The 23,541-nt window shown below is 38.9% G+C and carries 23 protein-coding genes; 5 read left to right on the top strand and 18 right to left on the bottom strand.

Going from position 1 to position 23,541, the window contains the following annotated elements; all coding sequences use genetic code 11:
* Positions 1-18: 18 nt before the first annotated feature.
* From ftsW to ybeY, 17 genes are all read right to left on the bottom strand, one after another.
* The gene (ftsW, locus tag ADH81_RS00895; protein ID WP_049525835.1) at positions 19-1,230 is read right to left on the bottom strand and encodes a cell division peptidoglycan polymerase FtsW; all 1,212 of its coding nucleotides are present in this window, start codon (positions 1,228-1,230) and stop codon (positions 19-21) included.
* A gap of 271 nt (positions 1,231-1,501) precedes the next feature.
* The gene (gene prsA / locus ADH81_RS00890; RefSeq protein WP_045763302.1) at positions 1,502-2,443 is read right to left on the bottom strand and encodes a peptidylprolyl isomerase PrsA; all 942 of its coding nucleotides are present in this window, start codon (positions 2,441-2,443) and stop codon (positions 1,502-1,504) included.
* Between the two features lie 73 nt (positions 2,444-2,516).
* On the bottom strand, positions 2,517-3,230 hold the full coding sequence (locus tag ADH81_RS00885) for an O-methyltransferase (RefSeq protein ID WP_075230470.1): 714 nt from the start codon (positions 3,228-3,230) through the stop codon (positions 2,517-2,519).
* A gap of 5 nt (positions 3,231-3,235) precedes the next feature.
* On the bottom strand, positions 3,236-5,038 hold the full coding sequence (gene pepF, locus ADH81_RS00880; RefSeq protein WP_049525833.1) for an oligoendopeptidase F: 1,803 nt from the start codon (positions 5,036-5,038) through the stop codon (positions 3,236-3,238).
* Between the two features lie 18 nt (positions 5,039-5,056).
* Complete coding sequence (locus ADH81_RS00875; RefSeq protein WP_049525831.1) at positions 5,057-6,013, bottom strand: competence protein CoiA; 957 nt, start codon at positions 6,011-6,013, stop codon at positions 5,057-5,059.
* Between the two features lie 95 nt (positions 6,014-6,108).
* On the bottom strand, positions 6,109-7,257 hold the full coding sequence (locus ADH81_RS00870; protein ID WP_049525829.1) for a DUF1887 family protein: 1,149 nt from the start codon (positions 7,255-7,257) through the stop codon (positions 6,109-6,111).
* Positions 7,258-7,455: 198 nt separating this feature from the next.
* A complete protein-coding gene (gene tehB, locus ADH81_RS00865; protein WP_049525827.1) occupies positions 7,456-8,316 on the bottom strand; it encodes an SAM-dependent methyltransferase TehB in 861 nt (286 codons plus the stop codon).
* A 14-nt stretch (positions 8,317-8,330) separates the two neighbouring features.
* Positions 8,331-8,798 carry an SsrA-binding protein SmpB gene (smpB, locus tag ADH81_RS00860; protein ID WP_001051741.1) on the bottom strand — a complete coding sequence of 156 codons (468 nt, stop codon included), beginning with the start codon at positions 8,796-8,798 and terminating at the stop codon, positions 8,331-8,333.
* A complete protein-coding gene (gene rnr, locus ADH81_RS00855) occupies positions 8,761-11,103 on the bottom strand; it encodes a ribonuclease R (protein WP_049525825.1) in 2,343 nt (780 codons plus the stop codon). Before rnr ends, smpB begins: the two co-directional genes overlap by 38 nt.
* Before the next feature lie 216 nt (positions 11,104-11,319).
* On the bottom strand, positions 11,320-11,553 hold the full coding sequence (secG, locus tag ADH81_RS00850; RefSeq protein ID WP_000282514.1) for a preprotein translocase subunit SecG: 234 nt from the start codon (positions 11,551-11,553) through the stop codon (positions 11,320-11,322).
* Positions 11,554-11,592: 39 nt separating this feature from the next.
* Positions 11,593-11,742 (bottom strand): 50S ribosomal protein L33, encoded by a 150-nt coding sequence (gene rpmG / locus ADH81_RS00845; protein ID WP_001809104.1) that lies wholly within the window; start codon positions 11,740-11,742, stop codon positions 11,593-11,595.
* Entirely contained in the window at positions 11,742-12,941 is a 1,200-nt protein-coding gene (locus tag ADH81_RS00840) for a multidrug efflux MFS transporter (RefSeq protein ID WP_049525823.1), read from the bottom strand. Before ADH81_RS00840 ends, rpmG begins: the two co-directional genes overlap by 1 nt.
* On the bottom strand, positions 12,928-13,533 hold the full coding sequence (gene coaE / locus ADH81_RS00835; RefSeq protein ID WP_049525822.1) for a dephospho-CoA kinase: 606 nt from the start codon (positions 13,531-13,533) through the stop codon (positions 12,928-12,930). The genes ADH81_RS00840 and coaE overlap by 14 nt, the downstream gene beginning before the upstream one ends.
* Entirely contained in the window at positions 13,533-14,357 is an 825-nt protein-coding gene (gene mutM, locus ADH81_RS00830) for a DNA-formamidopyrimidine glycosylase (protein WP_049525820.1), read from the bottom strand. Before mutM ends, coaE begins: the two co-directional genes overlap by 1 nt.
* 48 nt (positions 14,358-14,405) lie before the next feature.
* Positions 14,406-15,305, bottom strand: a complete 900-nt coding sequence (gene era / locus ADH81_RS00825; RefSeq protein ID WP_049503548.1) for a GTPase Era — start codon at positions 15,303-15,305, stop codon at positions 14,406-14,408.
* A gap of 16 nt (positions 15,306-15,321) precedes the next feature.
* Entirely contained in the window at positions 15,322-15,717 is a 396-nt protein-coding gene (locus ADH81_RS00820) for a diacylglycerol kinase family protein (RefSeq protein ID WP_049525818.1), read from the bottom strand.
* The gene (gene ybeY, locus ADH81_RS00815; RefSeq protein ID WP_000275150.1) at positions 15,698-16,195 is read right to left on the bottom strand and encodes an rRNA maturation RNase YbeY; all 498 of its coding nucleotides are present in this window, start codon (positions 16,193-16,195) and stop codon (positions 15,698-15,700) included. Before ybeY ends, ADH81_RS00820 begins: the two co-directional genes overlap by 20 nt.
* Before the next feature lie 104 nt (positions 16,196-16,299).
* Here ybeY and ADH81_RS00810 point away from each other — a divergent pair, with 104 nt between their 5' ends.
* Complete coding sequence (locus ADH81_RS00810; RefSeq protein ID WP_049503554.1) at positions 16,300-17,955, top strand: Rqc2 family fibronectin-binding protein; 1,656 nt, start codon at positions 16,300-16,302, stop codon at positions 17,953-17,955.
* Between the two features lie 62 nt (positions 17,956-18,017).
* Positions 18,018-18,875: a YitT family protein gene (locus tag ADH81_RS00805; RefSeq protein WP_049525815.1), complete on the top strand. Its 858-nt coding sequence runs from the start codon at positions 18,018-18,020 to the stop codon at positions 18,873-18,875.
* A gap of 93 nt (positions 18,876-18,968) precedes the next feature.
* On the opposite strand, the gene nox is transcribed toward ADH81_RS00805, so the two are convergent.
* Positions 18,969-20,348: a H2O-forming NADH oxidase gene (nox, locus tag ADH81_RS00800; protein ID WP_049525814.1), complete on the bottom strand. Its 1,380-nt coding sequence runs from the start codon at positions 20,346-20,348 to the stop codon at positions 18,969-18,971.
* Between the two features lie 317 nt (positions 20,349-20,665).
* Here nox and ADH81_RS00795 point away from each other — a divergent pair, with 317 nt between their 5' ends.
* From ADH81_RS00795 to ADH81_RS00785, 3 genes are read left to right on the top strand one after another with little or no spacing between them, the layout of a single operon-like run.
* The gene (locus ADH81_RS00795; RefSeq protein WP_049525812.1) at positions 20,666-21,586 is read left to right on the top strand and encodes an FAD:protein FMN transferase; all 921 of its coding nucleotides are present in this window, start codon (positions 20,666-20,668) and stop codon (positions 21,584-21,586) included.
* A 34-nt stretch (positions 21,587-21,620) separates the two neighbouring features.
* Positions 21,621-22,226: an NADPH-dependent FMN reductase gene (locus ADH81_RS00790; protein ID WP_000915942.1), complete on the top strand. Its 606-nt coding sequence runs from the start codon at positions 21,621-21,623 to the stop codon at positions 22,224-22,226.
* A 17-nt stretch (positions 22,227-22,243) separates the two neighbouring features.
* Positions 22,244-23,479, top strand: coding sequence for an NAD(P)H-dependent oxidoreductase (locus tag ADH81_RS00785; RefSeq protein ID WP_049525810.1), 1,236 nt, complete (start codon positions 22,244-22,246; stop codon positions 23,477-23,479).
* Positions 23,480-23,541: the final 62 nt, after the last annotated feature.

The raw sequence follows: 23,541 nt of genomic DNA, 5'->3' as shown, positions 1-23,541 counted from the left end.
CTCCTTGTTATCTATGTCTTAAAGCTGTGCGTCGTATTCGCTTAAAAGTCGCGCACGCTTTTCACTGGCATCAATATTTAATACAAATGCTATGGCTACCGAAAGAACCAAGAGGCTATTCCCCCCTTGCGAAAGGAAAGGGAAGGTTACCCCTGTTGAAGGAATCAAGCCTGAAATACCTCCAATGTTAACAAAAACCTGTATTAGAATCATACCACCAATACCAATTGCTACCATTGAGTTGAAAGGATCCCTTGCTCGAATACCTACCAAAATGATTCGTAGAATTAAGAAGAATAGGAGAGCGAGAATAAGACTTGCTCCTACAAATCCAAACTCTTCGATGACAATTGAAAAGACAAAGTCTGTATGGGCTTCTGGCAGATACCCTCGTTTTTCAATAGAATTTCCTAATCCCAGACCAAACCATCCTCCATTAACCATAGCATAGTAGGAGTTGGCCAACTGGTGTCCAGCTCCAGCCAAGTCATTAAATGGGTTGAAAAAAGCACTGAACCGCTTGGCAACATAACCAAATACGGGAATTTTAGAGAATTTCTCAACACCGATTATCCGAATAGCTGTTAAGGAAATCATAGAGACACCAGCTAGTAAGCCCAGAATAGTTGTGAACCATCGATAAGCTATCCCACTGATGGTATACATGAGCAAGGATACTAAAATCAAGATGGTAGCATTCCCAAGGTCTGGGAAAATCGCCAAACTACCAATCATAACCAGTAGAACAAAACGCCAATCATTGAATGCTCGAGGAATCCACTGATTAAGGGTTAAAACTTGGAAGTCGTATACAGCTATTTCATCCTGTTGTTTTGAAAAACGCTGTGCTAGATACCAGACAATAATAATTTTTAAATACTCTGCTGGTTGAATCGTGATAGGACCAACCTTGATCCAGCCATAGGCACCGTTGACAGGAATCCCAATTAAACGTGCTAGTGCTAGCAGTATCAGTTCAACAAACATGACGATAAAGAGTAATCTCTCATTTCGTAGAAATCCTAATTTCAATTTATAAATCAAGGCAATTAAAAACAAACTGGCTATCCAGAAAATTCCTTGGTTTCGAACCAGTTGTAAGGTGCTTTTTCCCTCTTGGATAAGAGTTGCACTCGTTGTCGAATAAACTACTATCAATCCTAAAACGGATAACAGTAAATAAGGAATCAAAATGGAATAATTCAGCAGGTGCCTTTTACTTATTTTCATATGTCACCTATCTTTCGGAAAAATATTTTAATTTTCCCATATTATTTCTAGTTTTACATTCTATTATACCATTTTTTAGCCTAGAAAAAAACTCTTACAGTATAAACATTCGAATTTTACTCAAAACGGACTCTGAACAAGAATGTCTTGAGTGGTCCCTTATGCGACCTATCGAGCGTTTTAAGTTACTAGGACTTTTAAAACTATAATCTTGATATTTTATAAACTTAAAAACTACCTTCCAGACAGAGGAAGGTAGTTCATTACTATCTTAGTTTGAGGCGCTACTGCTGCTGTCAGAAGTTGTTTCGCCTTTGATGTATTGTGTAAAGATATTTTGGAAGGCCGGATCTTTAACTTTAATGTTGGCATCTTGTAATTCTTTACTAATAACACCTTGAACAAAGGTTGCATCATTTTGTTTTTGGGTCAAAATGATTGTTTTAAGTTTTTCTTTATAATCATCCAAGTTAGAAGATTTTTCTGATTTCTTCGTCAACTTAACAATGTAGAAACTACTTGTATAAGCTTGAGTTCCTGGAGCAGTGATAACATCTGAAATTCCGTTGACATCAAGCGCAAAAGCGGCTTTCTTAACTACGTCTGGTAATTCTGTTGATGCAGAGTCAAAGGTGATTTCTCCACCATTTTCTTTTGTCTTTTCATCTGTAGAATTGTCTTTTGCAAGTTGTGCAAAGTCAGCTCCAGACTCTTTTGCTTTGGCAAGAACTTCCTTAGCCTTATCTTCACTATCAAGTTTAATAATTTGAGCCGTTACTTCTGGAGTATACTCTTCAAAAGCTTTTTTGTAGTTTTCATCTGTTAATTCAGCTTCAGCAGCTTTCTTAACAGCATACTCAACTAATTTACTTGTACGAATTTGAGCTTTACGGCTTTCTGCAGTCATACCTGAACGGGCGAGAATCGTTTGATAGCTATCACCGTATTTCTTTTGTTCTTCTGCAACTGCATCATCTACTTCTTTATCACTTACTTCTGAACCATATTGTTTTTCAAAAACTTTTTGAATGGTCATATTCAGCAAGACTTGTTGAGCAGTCGCATTATTTTTGACTTCTTCAAAGAATTGATGCTCAGTAATAACATCGCCTTTCATGCTAATCAAGTCAGTTCCTTCAGAACTGTTTGAACAAGCAGCCAAAGTAGCTACTGACAACAATGTGATGGCTCCTGCCATTAGTTTTTTCTTCATGTTTACTCCTTTTGTATACTAAATAAAGGTTTACCTTATCTATTTTACCAAATTGTCTTAAAAATATCTGAAATCAATCAATATCAGGCAGTTCTACTTCTGCTTGATTCTTTCTTAGCATGAGAATCCCATCTCCAAGTGGAACCAAGCTAGCGGTTAAGCCAGGATTGTCTAAGGTTGCATCAAATAGTCTTTGCAAGCCACGATAAATCGTCCGTTGTCCACGTCGAACTTCCATAATATCCCTCGCAATATCTCCTCCTTGGAAAATATCATCCAAGACAACGACTCCACCTACTTCGAGGTGTTTGAGGATTTCTGGTAGAAAGACGATGTATTTGGACTTGGCAGAATCCATAAATACAAAATCATAGGTCTCAGTCAACGTTGACAGGACATCTACCGCATCACCTTCTAAGAGAGTGATTTGTTTGCGGCTATCAAATTTTGCAAAATTTTCTTTGGCAAAACCAATCATCTCAGGATTTCGGTCAATAGTGGTGATTTTTGACTTAGGTGAATGCTCTGCCATCAAAAGGGCAGAAAAGCCAATAGCCGTCCCGATTTCTAAAATGTTTTTTGGTTGAATGGTTTCCATAAGGAAACGAAAATAAGCGACGGTTTCATGAGGAATGATAGGAATATTCTCCTTGCGAGCAAAGTTTTCTAGCTCTTTTAGGGAACCCGTCACCTGCTTTTGTCTGTGGCGCATGAACTCGACAATCTCATGCTTGACAACAGGACGTCGCATGTTATGATTGGCATTTTTACTATAAGACTTTACCATCTGCCTTATGCCAATCCTAATTTTTCAACAAGGGCTTCAAACTCATCCAAACGGCGTTCAAAGACTGCAAAGGCATCGTTGAGGTAATCTTCTTTTTCCATATCAACACCAGCTTTACGCATGATATTGAGTGGATAGTCTGACTTCCCTGCTTTGAGGTAGTCAATATAGCGATCACGATCCTCTTGGCTACCATGAACAATCTTTTCAGCCAAGGCTGAAGCTGCTGCAAAACCTGTTGAATATTGATACACATAGTAGTTATAGTAGAAATGAGGAATTCGAGCCCACTCATACTGGATTTGAGGATTATCTTCCTTACTCAAGCCATAATATTCTTGGTTCAAGTCAGCATAGAGATTGTTTAGGAACTCACTTGTCAAGACTTCTCCATTTTGATCAGCTTGATGGATAGCATGTTCAAATTCAGCAAATTGAGTTTGGCGGAATACTGTTCCACGGAAACCATCCAAGAAGTTGTTGAGAATCGCAAAGCGTGTTGCATCATCTTGAACTTCTTGTAATAATTTTTCTGTTAGGATGTTTTCATTAGTAGTTGAAGCAATTTCTGCCAAGAAAATTGAGTAATCTCCGTATACATAAGGTTGTGTTTCACGCGTATAGCTTGAATGCATACTGTGACCTGTCTCATGGACAAGGGTAAAGAGATTATCGAGGTTATCCTGCCAGTTAAGGAGCATAAAGGCATTTGTATCGTATGATCCACCTGAATATGCACCTGAACGCTTGCCTTGATTTTCATACACATCAATCCAACGTTCGCTGAAGGCACGTTTAACTCGGCTCATGTAATCCTCACCAAGAACTGCCAAAGCTTCTTCTGCCTTCTTCAAGGCTTCCTCATACGTAAAGCTGTATTCCACTGAAGACAATGGGGTATAAACATCGTACATCTTGAGATCTGGAATACCCAAGATTTTTGAACGAAGAGCCAAATAACGATGCAAGAGTGGCAAATGCTTACGAACAGCAGATACTAGATTATCATAAACACTTTCTGGCACAAAGTTTGCTGCAAGAGCTGCTTCACGCGCACTCTTATAGTTTCGAACTTTTGCACGGTAGTTTTGCACTTTAACATTGGTCTGCAAGGTTTTAGCGTAAGTGTGCTGGTATTGCTCATAAGTAGCATAGAGGGCTTCATAAGCTCCACGACGAACCTCACGATTTTTAGATTCTACCAAGCGCATATAAACGCCGTGTGACAATTGAACTTCATTTCCATCTTCATCTTTAACAAATGGAAAGACGATATCTGCATTATCTAAAATAGCAAAGGTTTCACTAGCAGCACCGAAGATTTCACCAGCACCTGCAAGCAACTCTTCTTCACGTTGTGAAAGGACATGGTCCTTATTTTGCAATAGTTTATCAAAGAAGTGTTTATAAGGCTGGAGTTTTGGTTCTTCTTCCAAAAAGTTTTGATACTGATCTTCTGTTATAGCCATAAATTCAGGCTCATAGAAAGAGAAGACTTGATCAAGTTGACTATAAAGAGCCATGGCTTTTGCATAGTATTCTTGATATTTAGCTACTCGTGTATCCTGGTCGTTTTTCATATGTGCATAGACATAAAGTTTTTCAAGGCGACGACTCAAGTCCAGATAACGCTCTGTAATATCAAGAAGGCTTTCTGCACTATCCAAGAGATGTCCTTCAAGACTAGCTGCTTGTTTTGTATCTTCCGTTAAAAGTGCGAGTTCTTCTTCCCATTTCTGGTCAGTTTCAAAGATCGTTGATAGATCCCATGTATCTTTTTCATTGATTTCATTTCGTTGTAATACCATAAGTTTCCTCCATCCTTTCTATTTTACCATATTTTTTAAGAAATATTGCTGATAAAAGGCAGGTGGATAAAGCTTTTGTAAATCTGTTTGAGGATTTTTTTGATAATAAATCCGAAAGTTACGATAATAATCACTAATATCCTGTTTAATTTGACAAAAAGAACCGTTTTCTATCGTTCTTACTTGTGGATACCAGTCCTGTTTCTTCAGATTCAAAAGGTTCTCCCCTCTCAAGTAGGCCTTGGCTTGTTGCTTCATCCAGTAGGGATTTTGATAGTAGAGTTGTTTTTGAATGTAACGACAAATGTTCTTATCTTGTTCGACCGAGAAAGTGATAATATTTTGTTGCTGATAAGGAGTCCGTAATATTTCTAGAAGATTCCCTTTGTCATAAGAAAATTCCTTGACTTGATAATGGAGTTTCCCTTTCAAATCTTGATGAAGGAGGTACTTGAGTCTCAAAACCTGTTTTTTATGGTCTAACTCCCAAATATGAAAGCCCATGTTATTACTAAAGTAAAGAAAATCTCTCTGAAGTTGAGTTAGCCGCTCTTTTAGCCAGAGCTTTTCTCCTAGTAGCCAAAGAACTTGAATTCCCAAACTTCGATAACCATTGCTTCTCTCCCGTAAAAGTTCACAAGAAATGGGACTACACTGAATTTCTAGAGCTAGTTGCTTGTTGATAAAGATATCTGCGATTTGCTTCAGTTCAGGTATGGGATATTCCATCTCAACCGCATCATTCTCCTTAGCCCAATAAAACAGTCTTTTCTTGTTTTCCAGATGCTCTGGTCCTTCATTTTCATGGAAAAAATCACATTTTTTGAGACTTTCATGTGCAAAATGCCTTCTCACATTTTTCCCTTTTCTCATGCGGACACTTGTTCCACAAGCTGGACAATAATAAGCTTGTTTGACTAGTTCATCCTCCAAGGCATTGACCAGGCGCCCTTTTTCATCTCTAGCTAAAAACATAAAACCTCCTTTTCTACTTTATTCGAAAAGGATAAGAAAAAGGCTGAGAAAACCAGCCTTTCCATTATATTTTGAGGATAATCCTTTAATCCAGCTCATATTTTATGCTTCTTGATCTGTTTTTGTAACATGGGAATCAAATTTGAAATTTGATCTTGTTTAATCACCAGCACACCATACTCTTGACAACGATGGTTATATACGGGATTGATTTTGCCAGAGCAAACAATTAATTTCAAACAAGTTTCACCAACAAAATGATTGGCATATACCTCTAGTTCATTAATAGCTTCTACAGACAAGTCTGTCATTTTACAAGATATAAAAATAATGGATTGACCTTTACGGAGGACAACATCAATTTCATTTTGTACATTATCGACCTCAGGAAAAATACCATTCCAGTCAATTTCAGCCCCTATCATACATTCATCAAAATACTCTGATTCTATCGCTAAAAGATGGAGATATAATTCTAAAATATGACCTTTTGTGCGACAGAGTAATTGTGCCTCGGGGCTAGAAAAAGTGTAACTAATATATTCGGAACTTTCCTCTTCAATATGAATCAAGTTAGCTTCTGTTAGTAGAGGAATTATAGATTCTGGATAAAGGTACTTTTTACCGTTACTTTCCAAAACTTTTGCTGTTTCAGCGTGAAAATCAGCTGTTTTTGCTAAAGCAAAGAATTGAGTGATCTGATACCATTCTTCTGGGTTTAAAATTGCATAGTTTGCTAGTTTTTTGATGGCAGTAATTTGTTTCGGACTGTATTTAGGTTGTTTCGATTTGATGAGTTTACCACCCCTTAAGGCCATCAACTGTTCAATGGTTAGGTTAGGAATCACTAACTCTTCCTTCTCCACTTTACCCATTTTCCATTTAAATTGTTTTCCTTGCTCAATATCTATTGCAATAATCGGTAATTGCTTTTCCAAACCATACTGATACAGAAAAATAGCTAATATCGAATCTCCTCCAAAAACATCTAAGGTCACCGAATCATAGTTAGTCAAGAAAAGATTCAAATCATCCGTAATCTTATCCAGACTTATTTGCCGAAAATGCACTTGTTTTACATGGGAAACTTGATCCAGCAAAAAATGTTTCAAGGCCAATCTTTCATCTTCTGCAATTTTTTTCAGGGAGAGAAATAAAACCTCATCACAATCACAAATAAAAGTCTGATAAACATTTTTCTCGATAGTGTGATGATCAAAAAGTTCGACTAAAAGACTAGGCATGTCGCTACCTCCCTATTTAAAATTTGCTAGTTGTATGGAAAATTTAAAATTTCTTATTATAAACTTCATAGAAATACGGGTTAAGAAATTGTCTTTAGCATCGTCTACACATCTAGTATAGCATAATTCAGTTGATTGTCCCTCAAGTCTTTATATGAAAAAACGAATAGAAATGGATAGCTATTCGTTTTAAGATTTTTATTTTACTTTTCTTGCTAACATAGTTGCAAAGCGTAGTTGGATTCGATTGCCATTTTCATCACGACGGTGCAAATGACCAGGATTTTCATTGTACTTGATCAATTCCCAGTCCTGATAGTAATTTGCTAATTCCCCCTCTTTAAAGGTAAAGGGAAAATTAACTGAACATGGATAATCTTCCGTATCCATGGCACAAACAATCAAATTGTAGCCACCAATAGAGGTTTGTTCCTGCATGTTTCGGATAATAGCAGGAATACGTTCTGCTTGTAAAAACATGAGCACAACCGATGAAACGATAAAATCGTAAGTTTGGCCTATGCTAGCTGAATTGATATCGTAGAGACCTACAGGCATTTCTAAGTCTTCTTGCTCCACGATGCTTTGTAACATTTCAAGGGACAGCTCATTTTGGTCCACTGCTGTGACATCAAATCCATGTTGAGCGAGAAAGAGTGCATTTCTTCCTTGACCACAACCCAAATCTAGTGCCTTACACGGTTTTACCGTCTGCATAGCTTCTAAGACTTCCGAATGGACTGGATTAGTACTGTATTTCTTAGGGAAATAATCCTCAGGTTTACAATAAAATTCCAAGTACCATTCTACATCATCTGTAGCAGCTTCTACACGGTGCCAGGCTTGAGGCTGAGCCATGGGATTATTGGCACCCGCTTCAAAGAGGTGCTCAGCTATAATTTCTCCCTCTTCAGTTAATTCAATAAATTTAAGGGTTCCTTTTAATACAGTGATTTTGCCCCAGGTTCCAACCTTAGTATTGTGTTTTCTTTGAACAGCTTCTGGCATGGTGTCTTTATTCCAGACAGGCATGCGTTTGTAGGCAACTAGTTTTTCCATATTCTTCACTCTTTCTATCGGTGGTTAACAGCTTTCATAACACGCGCAATATCGCGATCTTGCTCGCGCCGTTTGATAGACTCACGTTTATCGTAATCGTGCTTCCCTTTAGCAAGTCCTAAAAGTAACTTGGCATAGCCATCTTTGATATAAACTTTAAGAGGAACCAAGGTCATCCCTGTCCCTTTGGTTTCTTGCTCTAATTTCTGGATTTGTTTTTTATGAAGGAGAAGTTTACGACGGCGTTCTGGCTCCTGGTTCCAGATATTGCCCTCTTCATAAGGAGCGATATGGACATTGCTCAGCCAAACTTCCCCATTCTTAACCTGGGCAAACCCATCTTTCAGATTGATGCGGGCTGCTCGAACACTCTTGATTTCAGTTCCTGTCAGGACCATTCCTGCTTCTAGCGTATCAACGATTGTATAGTCGTGGTGCGCCTTTTTATTTTGCGCGACGACCTTTCCCTCGCCCTTTGCCATGCTTAGCTCCTTTCTTTGCTACTTCCTTATAAAAAGGTTTCTTGCTCTTTTTCTTTTTATCTTTTGGAGAATGCTTGCGCTTATCACTTGAGCGACTAGCTTTTCTCTTGTCTTCTTTCTTATCTGAACGACGACTTCTATCCTTACGACCAGACTGTTTCAAACCTTTCTCAATGACATCAAATTCGCTTGGAATAAAGGAGAAATCAATCTCACCAGTCATCTTATCTGCTCTTTCGACACGAATACGGATCTGCTGTCCCACTCGGAAAGTAATTCCTGATTTCTCCCCACGAAGGGTTAAATCACGTTCATTGAAATGGTAGAACTCAGGTAGATTGGTAATGTGAATCAAGCCTTCAACTGTATTTGGCAATTCAACAAAAAGACCAAATTTAACAATACTTGAAACAACTGCATCGTACTCTTCACCAACATACTCTTCCATGTATTCAGCTTTTTTCATAGCTTCGACTTCACGCTCTGCCTCGATGGCACAGCGCTCACGGTTTGAAGATTGAGTCGCAATCTCTGGAATGACCTGTTCAAAATGCTCCGCCACTTCCTTAGAACGTCCATAGTCACGAATCATACGGTGAACAAGAAGGTCAGGATAACGGCGAATCGGACTAGTAAAGTGAGTGTAATAGTCCGCGGCTAGGCCATAGTGACCATGATTATGCTCAGAATAACGAGCTTGTTGCATCGAACGGAGAAGCATCATGGACAATACATCTGCATAAGGCTCTCCTTCAACAGCACGCATGATATCTTGGAGAGCTTCCTGGCTTATCTCACTGGCAGTACCATAAATACGTAATCCAAAACTTGAAGCGTAATCAATAAACTTCTGAACTTTTTCAGCTTTAGGTTCCTCATGAATACGATAGATAAAAGGTAAATCAAGCTTGCTAAAGTGTTCCGCAACTGTTTCATTGGCAATCAGCATAAAGGACTCAATCATACGTTCAGCAACACCACGCTGACGAAGAACAATATCAACTGGCTTCCCTTTTTTATCTACTAAAATCTTAGCTTCATTGGTATCAAAATTTAAAGCTCCACGTTTAATCCGCATACCTTCCAAGATTTCATGAAGCTTAGCCATAAGTTCGATGCTTGGGACAATTTTCTTGAACTCTTTCCTCTTCTCCTCATCACCTGCTAGGATGTCATTGACATCACTATAGGTCATACGGAAACTTGTTTTGATAACGGTCTGCGTAATCGTATAATTCACAACACGACCCTGCTTATTAATTTCCATAATCGCAGACTGAGTCAAGCGGTCTACTTGAGGATTAAGGGAACAGATACCATTTGAAAGGCGTTCTGGTAGCATTGGAACTACACGGTCTGTCACATATACAGAGGTCGCACGATTGAGAGCTTCCTTATCAAGGGCAGATCCCTCAGTTACGTAGTAAGAAACATCTGCGATGTGAACACCTAGTTCGATATTTCCATTTTTCAATGGTTTTATATGAACAGCGTCATCCAAATCTTTTGCATCCGCTCCATCAATGGTAAAGGTAATTTCATCTCTTAAGTCCAGACGATCTTCCAGATCCTTCTCTGATGGAGCATCTGGCACATTTTCTGCTTCTTTAAGAACAGCCTCTGGAAACTCAGATACAATGTCCATTGACTCCAAGACCTCGAGGACATCAATCCCTGCATCTGTAGAATGTCCAACAACATCTAGGACACTAGCGACAAAGAAATCGTGTTTCTTACTTGGGTACTTATCAATAAAGACCTTGAGAACTTCTGTACCTTCTAATTGAATAGCTGGCTTTTTAACGTAGATTGGTTGACTAATCTTTTGATTTTTTGAACGGATGTAACCTGCATACTTGGGTTTTTCCTCATCAAGAACGATTTGCCCAACAACTGTCGTTAGACTGTGCTCTAGGATGTCGATAATCTTTGCTTCTGCAGCAGTTCCTTTGTTACGGTCAGCAACTTTCTTAATGACAACTTCAACAGTATCGCCATCAATGGCATAGTTAACATCACTTTTCCCAACAAAAAGATCGTCTTCTTCGCCTTCAAGACTTACAAAACCGAACCCATTTTTATGCGCATGGAAAATTCCTTTCAGGGTAATCTCATGTTTTTTCTTCTGTTCTAGGGTTAAACTACCATCTTCTTCAAAGCGAATCTGGTGCTTACGTTCCATCAAGGAAAGAGTTTTGATTAACTCACGGAAGTCCTTTGAACCATCCTTTCCGAGAGCTTGAGCCAAGTCATTGACTGTGACTCGTCCCTTTTCTTGTATATATTCTTTTATTCTATCTTTCATGTTTTCTTTCTAGATTTTTTAAATTCCTTTTGCTGTAAAACCTTCTCAAACATCATTTAATACTCAATAAAAATCAAAGAGCAAACTAGAAAGCTAGGCGCAGGTTGCTCAAAACACCGTTTTGAGGTTGCAGATGAAAGCTGACGTGGTTTGAAGAGATTTCTGAAGAGTATAAAAATAAAAATAGGCAAAGACCTAGTCCCGCCCATTATTTTCTTATCTACTTGATAATACCGTCAATGCTAAGGCAATGGCTAGCCAGAAAAAGACTAAAATTCCTGTCAAACGTTGCATCACAGCTTCAAAACCGCGCGCTTTGCTACGCTCAAACAAATCACCTGCACTGGCATCAAATACATTGCTAGATTGGTTTTTAGTTGGTTGCATGAAAATTGCAATCACAATCACAACAGATAATACTAATAGAATGGTTAATAATAGGTTATACATATCAAACTCCTTAAAATCCCTATTATTCTACCATAATTTCTACTTAGATTCAAGATGTAGAGTCACTTTTCTTTCTTTTGGGCAATACTTTAAGACCTCAATCTTGTCTGGATGGGTTTTGGAGTTCTTACTGGTTAGATAATTGATGCTGCCACAAGAGGAGCATTTGAGATTGATTTTTACTCGCACTAGATTTCCTTCACTTTTAATAATGTTTTAAATTGGATAAGGTTAAATAAACAACTGATAGCTACACAAAGAGCTGTTGCATAAAATACTGAGTGATAGCCAAATTGTCCCGCTACTGCTGATCCTGCTAAGGGACCTATCACTCCTCCTAGATAAAAAAAGACTTGATTAAAGGCAAATACCCTTGAAATGCCAACTTTAGGGGTCATTTTGCTTAGAAGAGCATTGACACCAGGTATCAGAGCTCCCGTCCCCAGACCAAATAGAAAACGATAGAAGCCTAATTGGAATGGGCTAGTCGCATTTGCACATAATAGATATATGAAAACTGAATATACCTGAGCTACGACAAGTAGTCGATGATTGCCCACTTTATCACCTAATTTACCCATGATGCCTGCGCTCATCATACTTGAAAATCCCATGCTGGATACAATCAAACCAGAGACAAAGAGAAGATTCTCTTTCTGTCCCAAATCTCGTACATAGAGGGCAAGGATGGGACCAATAGATTGGGCAGCAAATTGAATCACAAAGCTAGTTAGAAATAGATTTATCAGGAGAAAAGGGTATTTAACAGAAGTAAAGAGCGCTTTTGTAGGCAGTGCTTTTTCTTTTGGCAATGGTTGAAAGTTTTCTTTGATAAAAAGAATGGTTAAGATAGCTGCCAAGAACAGGAAACTACCAACCAATAAAAAGACATTTCGAATTCCAAAAATTTCAGCAATGAAGCCGCCTACAAACGGACCGGTCAAAGTTCCAGCGACAACACCAGTTGATAAAGTCCCTAGAGCGTATCCCGACCTATCTTTGGGAACTTGACTTGCAATTAAAGCTGTCGCATTAGGTACAAATCCTGTAAAAACTCCATTAAGAAACCGTAAGAACAAGAGCCAGAAAACATTTGGAACAAAGGCCAGACCACCCATAGTGATGGTCATGGCTAGACCTGCTCGTATCATCATAGGTTTTCGACCATACTTGTCTGCCAATATTCCCCAAATTGGTGATACAAAGGCTGCAGAAATGGCTGAGACTGATATAGCTAAACCTGAATAAAAGGCAACTTGATCCCCTTTAACTCCTAACTGTTCCACAAAAATAGGCATGAAAGGAACAACAAGAGAAATGCTGGCTCCCGTTAAAAAGCAACCAAACCAAGCAATACGAAGATTATCCTTCCAACTAATCTCTTGCATGGGCATCGCCTCCTTCAAGTAAGGTCACTACTTGACTCAAAAGCTGCTCTCGACTGCCATTATTGTCTAATATATAAGTAGCAAATTTCTTCTTTTCTTCTAAGAGCCACTGTGAAGCTAAACGAGTTTTAGCTGACTCTTGGGATAACTGATCACGGTTCATTAATCGCTCCAATTGAACATCACGATTTACATAAACTAGCCAAGTTTCATCGAACCATGAAGCATAGTCCTGTTCAAAAAGCAATGGAATATCCATGAAAAATATGTCCTCAGTCTGAGCGAACTTGTCTCTCAAAGAGCCCAATTCTTCACGGATGATTTGTCCTTGAGTCTGTTTAGACCATTCTCTCTCCTCATAGTTAGAAAAGATAAGACTGGCAAGTAATGGACGATTCAGTTCCCCATCTTCTAGAAGGACTTTTTCACCGAAATGCTCTACTAAAATCTGATAAAGGCGACCACCAGGTTTTTGAAGTTGGTGAACAAGAGCATCCGCATCTACCACTTCAAACCCTTTTTGTCTTAGAAAATTTGTGACAGTGGACTTACCTGACGCAATACCACCAGTGATTCCGATTATTTTTCCCATCACTTTCTCCTTTGACATTTTGGACAAAAATGGGTTCCACGACCACCGAGTTGAATTTTTTCGATGATGGATCCACAACGAGAACATGCCTCTCCAGTCTTATCATAGACCTGATGAAAGTCCTGCATGGTTCCATCTTCACCAAAAGCATTGGTATAGGTACGAATGGTTGAACCGCCTTTCTCAACAGCCTGCCCCAAGACTTCAATGGTTTGATCATGGACTTTTCTAGCCTCTTGAGCAGTTAAACTGTTAGAAAGTCTAGAAGGGTGAACCTTGGCCCTCCAGAGTACTTCGTCTACATAAATGTTTCCCAATCCTGCAACTAGCGTCTGGTCAAGTAAATGAGATTTAATAGGTTTTTTTGACCTTTTCAAGGCTCGTTTAAATCTTCCTAAATCAAAATCTTGCTCAGTAGGTTCTGGTCCAAGCTTTTTAGATACAAAGTAAGCATCTAAGAGTTCAGGAGCAAGCAATTCCATAGTTCCAAACTTGCGTACATCCTCATAAACTAAAGTGCCACCGTCTTCAAACTGGAAGAAAACATGGGCATGCTTACGTTCAGGAACCTGGTCTGGATAGTAAAAATACTTGCCTTCCATCCGAAGATGAGAAATCAAAACCTTGTCTGTCAGGAAGAAAAGTAAATACTTGCCACGGCGCCCCATCGATTGAATCTCTTGACCAGGCAATTCTTTCTGAAACTGATCCAAATCTGTCTTAATCATCTTGGGATAGCAAATTTCTATACTCGAAATCTTCTTACCCAGAATCAATTTTTCCAAGCCTCGTCGAACCGTTTCGACCTCAGGTAATTCAGGCATAACTCCTCCTTCTCTAAAAACAAGAAGCAGGCTACTGCCCACCTCTTCTTAATATTCTTTTTCGTTATAGCCAAAGTCAGCCAAATCAAGCTTCTTATCTCGCCAGTTTTTCTTAACCTTGACCCAAGTTTCTAGGAAGACCTTGTCTCCTAGCATGAGCTCTATATCACGACGGGCCATAGTCCCAATTTTCTTGAGCATGGCACCACCTTTACCGATGACAATCCCTTTTTGGCTGTCACGTTCGACCATAATAGTTGCTCTAATGTGAACCTTATCAGTATCTTCATCTCTTTTCATTGAGTCCACCACTACTGCAACTGAGTGTGGAATTTCTTCACGAGTTAAGTGTAAGACCTTTTCACGAATCATCTCAGAAACCAAGAATCGTTCTGGATGGTCAGTAATTTGGTCCGCTGGGAAATATTGGAAACCTTCCTCAAGATTTTCACTGAGAATATCGACTAGACGAGAAACGTTATTTCCCTGAAGGGCTGAGATAGGTACAATCTCTTTAAAGTCCATCTGATTACGGAAATCATCTATCTGAGACAAAAGCTGGTCTGGATGGACCTTGTCAATCTTGTTTACCACCAAAATGACAGGAACTTTAGCAGCTTTAAGACGCTCGATAATCATATCATCACCCTTACCTCGAGCCTCATCTGCTGGCACCATGAAAAGTACGGTGTCCACTTCACGAAGGGTGCTATAGGCAGACTCTACCATAAAATCTCCGAGCGCTGTCTTAGGCTTGTGAATACCTGGTGTATCGATAAAGACAATTTGCTCCTTATCAGTGGTGTAAATCCCCATGATTTTATTGCGCGTTGTCTGCGCCTTATCACTCATGATAGCAATCTTTTGCCCCATAACGTGATTCAAAAAAGTTGACTTCCCTACATTTGGACGTCCTAAAATGGCTACAAAGCCTGATTTAAATGTCATAATTTCCTCTTACTGTTTAAAATAATAAATCCCAAATCCGTGGGAGAAAGATGAGTGCACCTGTCAAAGCGGCAAAAAGAGAGACTACAAGTACGGCACCAGCCGCCATGTCTTTAGCTTTTTTTGCCAACATAGAAAAGTGATAGTGACTAGCCAAATCTACTACATTTTCAATAGCTGAATTAATAATCTCAAAAGCTACTACCATGAAAATGCTCAAAAGCAGAAATAACCATTCGATTCGTGACACCTGAAAAACAAAACCTGCAAGGACAACTATTAGAGCTGTCACTGCATGCTTTCTCATATTACGTTCATCCTTAATCGCAGTAAAAATCCCGGTAATGGCAAATTCTAAACTGGATATCAGGTCACGATTTTTCCATTTTCGTTTATTGTCTTGTGAGTCCATAGGCTGTCAAAATTTCTTCTTGTAAACCGAACATCTCCGCTTCTTCCTCGGGAGTGTAGTGATCATAGCCGTTAATGTGTAAAAAGCCGTGCACTGCCAAGAAGCCCATTTCACGTTCAAAACTATGACCGTACTCCTCAGCTTGCTCATGTGCCTTATCAATGGAAATGAAAAGCTCACCGATATAAGCATCAAATTCTGACATCATATCTGCCAAGTCAGGATCATTTTCCAGATCTTCCTCATCAAAGGCAATCTCTAACTCCGGCTTATATTCAAGACTGATGACATCTGTTGGACGATCGGTATCACGAAACTCTAGATTGAGTTCATGGCTTCGTTCGTTGGTCACAAATGTGACCGCCATTTCCTTGTCTTCTTTTCCAATTTTTTTTGCAGCAAATTCTAAAATTTCCTGTGTTTGTTCTAAAATTTCTTTTGAAACTTGTCCAGTTTCATCTACCATTTCAATATACATGTGCTTCTCGATTCTCTTTACTTGGCTTTATTATATCACATTTCTATGATTTTATTCTACCTTTTTGATATAATACTATGGAATACATTCACGAGGAGAGAACCATGTCATTTGATGGATTTTTTTTACACCACATGGTTGAGGAATTGCGAACTGAACTACTAAATGGTCGCATCCAAAAGATAAATCAACCCTTTGACCAAGAATTGGTCCTGCAAATCCGTAGCAATCGTAAAAGTCATCGTTTGCTCCTGTCTGCCCATCCAGTTTTTGGACGCATCCAGTTAACAGAATCAACCTTTGAAAACCCTGCTCAGCCATCTACTTTTATTATGGTATTGAGAAAGTACCTTCAAGGAGCAGTTATCGAGTCAATCGAACAAATTGAAAACGATCGTATTGTGGAAATCACGGTTTCCAATAAAAACGAGATTGGGGACCATATCCAGGCCACGCTTATTATCGAGATTATGGGCAAACATAGCAATATTCTCCTTGTAGATCAGTCTAGTCACAAAATTCTTGAAGTTATCAAGCATATCGGTTTCTCTCAAAATAGCTACCGTACTTTATTACCAGGTGCTACTTATATCGCTCCTCCAAGTACAGAGACTCTGAATCCTTTTAGCATCAAGGATGAAAAACTCTTTGAAATTCTTCAAACTCAAGAATTGACAGCTAAAAACCTTCAAATCCTCTTTCAAGGTTTGGGAAGAGATACAGCAACCGAGTTAGAAAGACAACTGCTTAATGATAAACTAGCCACTTTCCGGAACTTCTTTGGACAAGAAACCAAACCTTGCCTAACAGATAAATCCTTTTCTTGTGTGCCTTTTTCTAGTAAAACAGCGGAGAATTTTGACAGTCTTTCACAATTACTTGATATCTATTATAAGGATAAAGCCGAACGTGATCGTGTCAAACAGCAGGCTAGCGAACTCATACGTCGCGTCGAAAACGAACTACAAAAGAATCGTCAAAAACTAAAGAAACAGGAAAAAGAACTTCTTGCTACCGAAAATGCAGAAGAATTTCGTCAAAAAGGTGAGTTACTAACCACTTTCCTCCATCAAGTTCCCAATGACCAAGATCAAGTCATTTTGGAAAACTACTACACCAATCAGCCTATCACGATTGCACTTGATAAGGCTTTAACGCCAAACCAAAATGCTCAACGCTACTTCAAACGCTATCAGAAATTAAAAGAAGCTGTTAAATACTTGACTGACCTGATTGAAGAAACCAAGGCAACCATTCTCTATCTAGAAAGTGTCGAAACGGTACTCAATCAAGCCGGACTCGATGAAATTGCTGAAATTAGAGAAGAATTAATCCAAACAGGATTTATCCGTCGAAGACAAAGGGAAAAAATCCAGAAACGACAGAAACCAGAGCAGTATCTAGCTAGTGATGGAAAAACGATCATCTACGTGGGGCGCAATAACCTACAAAACGAGGAATTAACCTTTAAAATGGCCCGTAAAGAAGAACTCTGGTTCCACGCTAAGGACATCCCTGGAAGTCACGTTGTTATCTCTGGCAATCTCAATCCTACTGATGAGGTTAAAACAGACGCAGCAGAACTTGCAGCCTACTTCTCTAAGGGACGTCTCTCCAACCTGGTTCAAGTAGATATGATTGAGGTCAAAAAACTCAACAAACCAACTGGTGGAAAACCTGGTTTTGTCACCTATACTGGGCAAAAGACCCTCCGTGTCACACCCGACCCTGAAAAAATTCAGTCCATGAAAATCAAATAAAATCTTGTATACTTGTGGGCTGTTACTGCTATAGACTCAAATAAAAATGGGAGGTGCGTTCAATGCTACGGCATATCAAATCTATTTTAACCATAATATTCGGAGCTGCCATTTATGCCTTCGGACTCACGTATTTTGTTGTGCCCCACCACTTATTCGAGGGTGGAGCAACGGGAATCACCTTGATTACCTATTATCTCTTTAACATCCCTATCTCCGTGATGAACCTCATCATCAATATCCCATTATTCATTCTAGCCTGGAAAATATTTGGTGCAAAGACCCTATACAGTAGCCTGCTTGGTACTATTTCCTTATCCATTTGGTTAGCAATCTTTGAAAAGATTCCTCTCCACTTTAATCTTGAAGGAGATTTGGTTATCGTTGCCTTGGTTGCGGGTGTTCTTTTGGGACTTGGTCTAGGTGTTATCTTCAATGCTGGTGGTACCACTGGTGGAACAGATATCGTCGCTCGAATCCTGAACAAGTACACCAATATCTCCGTAGGGAAATTACTCTTTGCACTAGACTTCCTCATCTTAATGCTCATTTTAATTATCTTCCAAGACCTTCGTCTCGTTACTTATACACTTCTATTTGACTTCATCGTCTCAAGAGTTATTGACTTGATTGGTGAAGGCGGATATGCTGGAAAAGGTTTTATGATTATCACTCAAAAGCCTATGGAAGTGGCAGATAAAATCAATGAAGAGTTAGGTCGAGGTGTCACCTTCATATCTGGACAAGGTTACTACAGTCAAAAAGATTTAAAAATTATCTACTGTATCGTAGCAAGAAATGAAATGGTTAAGATGAAAGAATTGATTCATACGATTGATCCTAAGGCCTTTATTACCATCACTGAAGCTCACGAAATTCTTGGGGAAGGCTTCACCTTTGTAAAAGAAGAAACTTCCTAACACATAGACAACAAAAATAGTAACTTTGAATTTGAAGTTACTATTTTTTTGATGATAAAAACGGAAGAAACAAAACTTCCGTTTTACAAATCATTATTTTTCAGCTGTAAGTGCAGCCATTGTGATGTAGTTGTATGGTTTGTTGAAGTGTGGCAAGAAGAATAGGTCTGTCAATGCCAATTTTTCAATTGTAACATGTTCTTGAATAGCCAATGAGAACATGTGAATTCCCATGCTGATTGCTGAATCACGAGATACCATTTGAGCACCAAGGATTTCACGGCTGTCTTTATCAAAGACAATCTTGATTGCTACTTCATAGTTATCATGTTTCATAAATTCTGGTTTTTGAAGATCGTTGAAGCCTGTTTCAACAGCATTGTAGCCTGCAGCTTTAGCTTTTTCAAGAGTCAAACCAGTTGAAACCATGTGAAGACCATAGATAGAGATACCGTTTGATCCTTGAACACCGATTCCTTCAAGTTCATGTCCACAAGCATTGTAAGCACCTACGATACCAGTACGTACAGCATTTGATGCAAGAGCGATGTAGCTAGTGTCTTTACGAGCGTTGTCATAAACAGTCGCACAGTCACCCACAGCGAATACTCCTGGAAGTGATGTTTCTTGTTTCTTGTCTACAAGGAAGGCACCGTTGCGGAAAAGTTCAATCTTGCCATCAGCAAGAGCTGTGTTAGGACGGAAACCAACTGCAAGAACAACCATGTCAACATCGAATGTTTCTTTGTCAGTGATCAAGCGTTCAACTTTACCGTCACCTTCGATAGCTTTAACAGTTTGTCCAAGCGCCAAACGGATGTTGTGGTCTTCCAAGTTCTTAGCCATCAATTGCGTGAAGTCTTTGTCGTAGTAACCGTTCAAGACTGTGTCTACGATATCAACAAGGACAACTTCTTTTCCAAGACGTTCGAATGCTTCAGCAAGCTCAACACCGATGTATCCACCACCGACAACAGCGATACGCTCAAGATGTTTGCTCTTGTCAGCAAGTTTGTTGATAACTTCTTCTGCGTTTTGGTACAATTTAACGAATTGTACATTTTCAAGAGTTGCTTTGAATTCGCGGTTACCTTTAACAATTTCAACACCTTCGATTGGTGGTAAAATTGGAGTTGAACCAGTCGCAAAGATCAATTTTTCGTATGATTCTTTGTGTTCTTTTCCATCAACTTCAGCAGTAACAACTTTATTATCATAGTCAATTGAAAGAACTGGTGAGTTCATATAAACTTTAGCACCTTTTGCTTCCAATTTTTCTTTATCTGAGTAGAAGAGACCTTCTGGACCATCGATTTGCTCACCAATCCAAAGAGCCATTCCACATCCTAGGAATGAAATGTTTGAGTTTTGGTCAAAGACAACGATTTCATTTTCACTTCCAAAATTGTCCAACATAGTGTTGATACAAGCAGTTCCAGCGTGGTTAGCACCCACGACTACAATTTTACTCATAAGATAATTCCTACCTTTAATTTTTTATTTACCTTTCTAGTATATCATTATCTGTGAGCGTTTACAAGTTTTTTGACTAGTTTACTGTTTTTTTGAAATTTTTTTGAAATATATATCAATTTATTTTCAATCTTTTCAAAGTTTTTTGCACATTTTTTATTTATTCAAGCATATTTCTTGACTTTTTGTAAAAAATAATTTGTGAAAACGCTGACTTTGTGATATTCTATTTATATGGAAATGAAATATAAATCTTCAGATTGCTTTCATATCTGGATTTACAACTATTTCCAATTGATTTGAAGGGGGTTGATTTTTTGCCTCTCAGTTCATTATCTGAACGGTTAATGGGAACTACGATTACTATTTCCTTGGTACATGAACAAGCGGACAATCTTCTCCGTCAAGCTTTTGATTTGCTCAAGGAACTTGAATTTCGATTTAATGCGAATAGTATCGAATCGGAATTGATGGAAGTTAACTATCAGGCAGGAATTGCCCCAGTTAAGGTCCACCCTGATCTGTTTGAACTGATTTCTTTAGGATTAGAACACAGTCTAGCTCCTGGAAGTCATCTCAATATCAGCATTGGTCCCTTGGTACAAACCTGGCGTATTGGTTTTTCCGATGCAAAAGTTGCTAGTCCGGAAGAAATTTCTTCGGTTTTACCATTGATAGATCCCCGTTTTATCAAACTTGATTCAATTGCTTCTACTGTTTTCTTAGAAAAGAAAGGAATGAAAATTGATTTAGGTTGTTTAGCCAAGGGCTATAGCGCAGATAAGGTTGCTACTTTCTTAAAAGAAAATGGTGTCACTTCTGCTCTTATCAATCTCGGGGGAAATATCCTTACCATTGGTAATAACCAAGCCAGAAATGGACAACCTTGGCAAATTGGTATTCAAGACCCTAATCATCCACGTGGTAATCACCTGATGACCTTATCTATTACTGGAAAATCTGTTGTTACTTCTGGAATTTATGAACGGCATCTTGAAATCGATGGAAAGGATTATCATCACATTTTCGATAGTGAAACTGGCTATCCTATTGAGACGGATTTGGCTAGTTTAACGATTATATCTGACCGCTCAGTTGATGGTGAGATATGGACCACACGATTGTTTGGTGAACGTAGCGCTTCTATCATGTGGCAAATCGAAAATATCGATGGAATCGAAGCCATCCTTATTGATAAAGATGGACATATCGCTTGTTCATCCGGTATCCAAAGATAAATAATAAATAATGCAAAAAGAGAAAGGAAAGCTCATGCTAAAACTTATTGCTATTGTAGGAACTAACTCTAAACGTTCCACAAACCGCCAACTGCTTCAATATATGCAAAAACACTTTGCTGATAAAGCAGAAATCGAATTGGTAGAAATTAAAGACCTACCAGTCTTCAACAAACCTGCAGATAAACTTATTCCTGCAGAAGCCTTAGAAATTGTTGCAAAAATTGAAGCAGCTGATGGTGTGATTATCGGTACTCCTGAATATGATCACTCAATTCCTGCTGTTCTTATGAGCGCTCTTGCTTGGATTTCTTATGGAGTATTTCCACTCCTTAACAAACCAGTGATGATCACAGGTGCTTCATACGGTACACTCGGTTCATCACGTGCTCAATTGCAACTCCGTCAAATCTTGAATGCACCAGAAATTAAAGCAAATGTTCTCCCAGATGAGTTCTTGCTCTCTCATTCTCTTCAAGCATTCGATAAGAATGGTGACTTGGTAGATCTTGATGTCATCAAGAAATTGGATGCCATCTTTGATGACTTCCGTATCTTTGTCAAGATTACTGAAAAATTGCGTAATGCACAAGAACTTCTTCGTAAAGATGCAGAAGAATTTGACTGGGAAAATTTGTAAGATAGGAGATCGAAAGAATGAAATTTGTTGGACTTGTTGGATCAAACTACGACCAATCATATAACCGCAAACTCTTGGAATTCATCCGTCGTAACTTCAAACTAAAATTTGAATTAGAAGTTCTTGAAATCGATGAAGTTCCAATGTTTAACCAAGACGAAAAATGGGACGAAAGCTTCCAATTGCGCCTTCTTTACAATAAAATTACTCGTGCTGATGGTGTGATTATTGCTACTCCTGAGCACAACCATACAATTTCTGCTTCGCTCAAGTCAGTTCTTGAATGGCTTTCATATGAAGTACATCCATTCGAAAACAAACCAGTGATGATCGTGGGCGCTTCATACTACGACCAAGGAACTTCTCGTGCGCAAGTTCACCTTCGTAAGATTCTTGATGCTCCAGGTGTAAATGCCTATACTCTTCCAGGGAATGAATTCCTTCTTGGAAAAGCTAAAGAAGCTTTTGATGCTAATGGAAATATTATCAACGAAGGAACTGTTAAATTCCTTGAAACTTGTTTAGATAACTTTGTCAAATACGTAGGAGTCGTTTCTAAATTGAAAAAACCAAAACCAATTGAACCAGAAGACTTGGATTGTGGAAAACCAATCGCTACAACTATTACAGAAGTTGACCCTGATGATCCAGAATGGGTAGAAAAAGTTGCAGAAATTACAGGCGCTGTGTCTGGTGATACATATGTTAAACTTGACCATGGTATCTTGACTGTTAACCAAATTGATATGTTCTTGAAAGCTATGCCTTTTGAATTGACATACGCTGACGATAACAACCAATTCCTCTACTACAACAATGCTCACCAAGATCCAGACACCATGTTTGCAAAACGTGTACCATCTCAATCTGGTAGCCGTATGTCAACAGTTCATGGATCACTTCCACCTGCACGTATGAAAAACGTTGAGTGGGTTATTGGAACTCTTAGAAACGGTAACCAAGAATACGTACGTACCATTGTTCCAGGTTCACCTGCTGGTGTTATCAATACTCACAACTACCAAGCAATGTACTATCCTGATGGTTCATATGCTGGTATCAATGAAATTGTCTTTAACTTCCAACCATGGCTTGACTGGTACTTGAAAGAAACAGGTCAACGCTTGGTAGGAGGAAGCGGTCCGTTTGCTCCTGCTGGAGGTCACGGAGATGCCGATGCTACTTCTGGTGCTTCTGACTCAGCTGACGGAGGCCATGGAGATGCGGATGCTACTTCTGGGGCAAGTAACTAATACTCAATGAAAATCAAAGAGCAAACTAGGAAGCTAGCCGCAGGCTGTACTTGAGTACGGCA

Source organism: Streptococcus pseudopneumoniae, from assembly GCF_001072925.1.
Classification (GTDB): domain Bacteria; phylum Bacillota; class Bacilli; order Lactobacillales; family Streptococcaceae; genus Streptococcus; species Streptococcus pseudopneumoniae_Q.
Note: the sequence above shows the minus strand (reverse complement) of the source record. Positions and strands in the feature narration are given on the sequence as shown.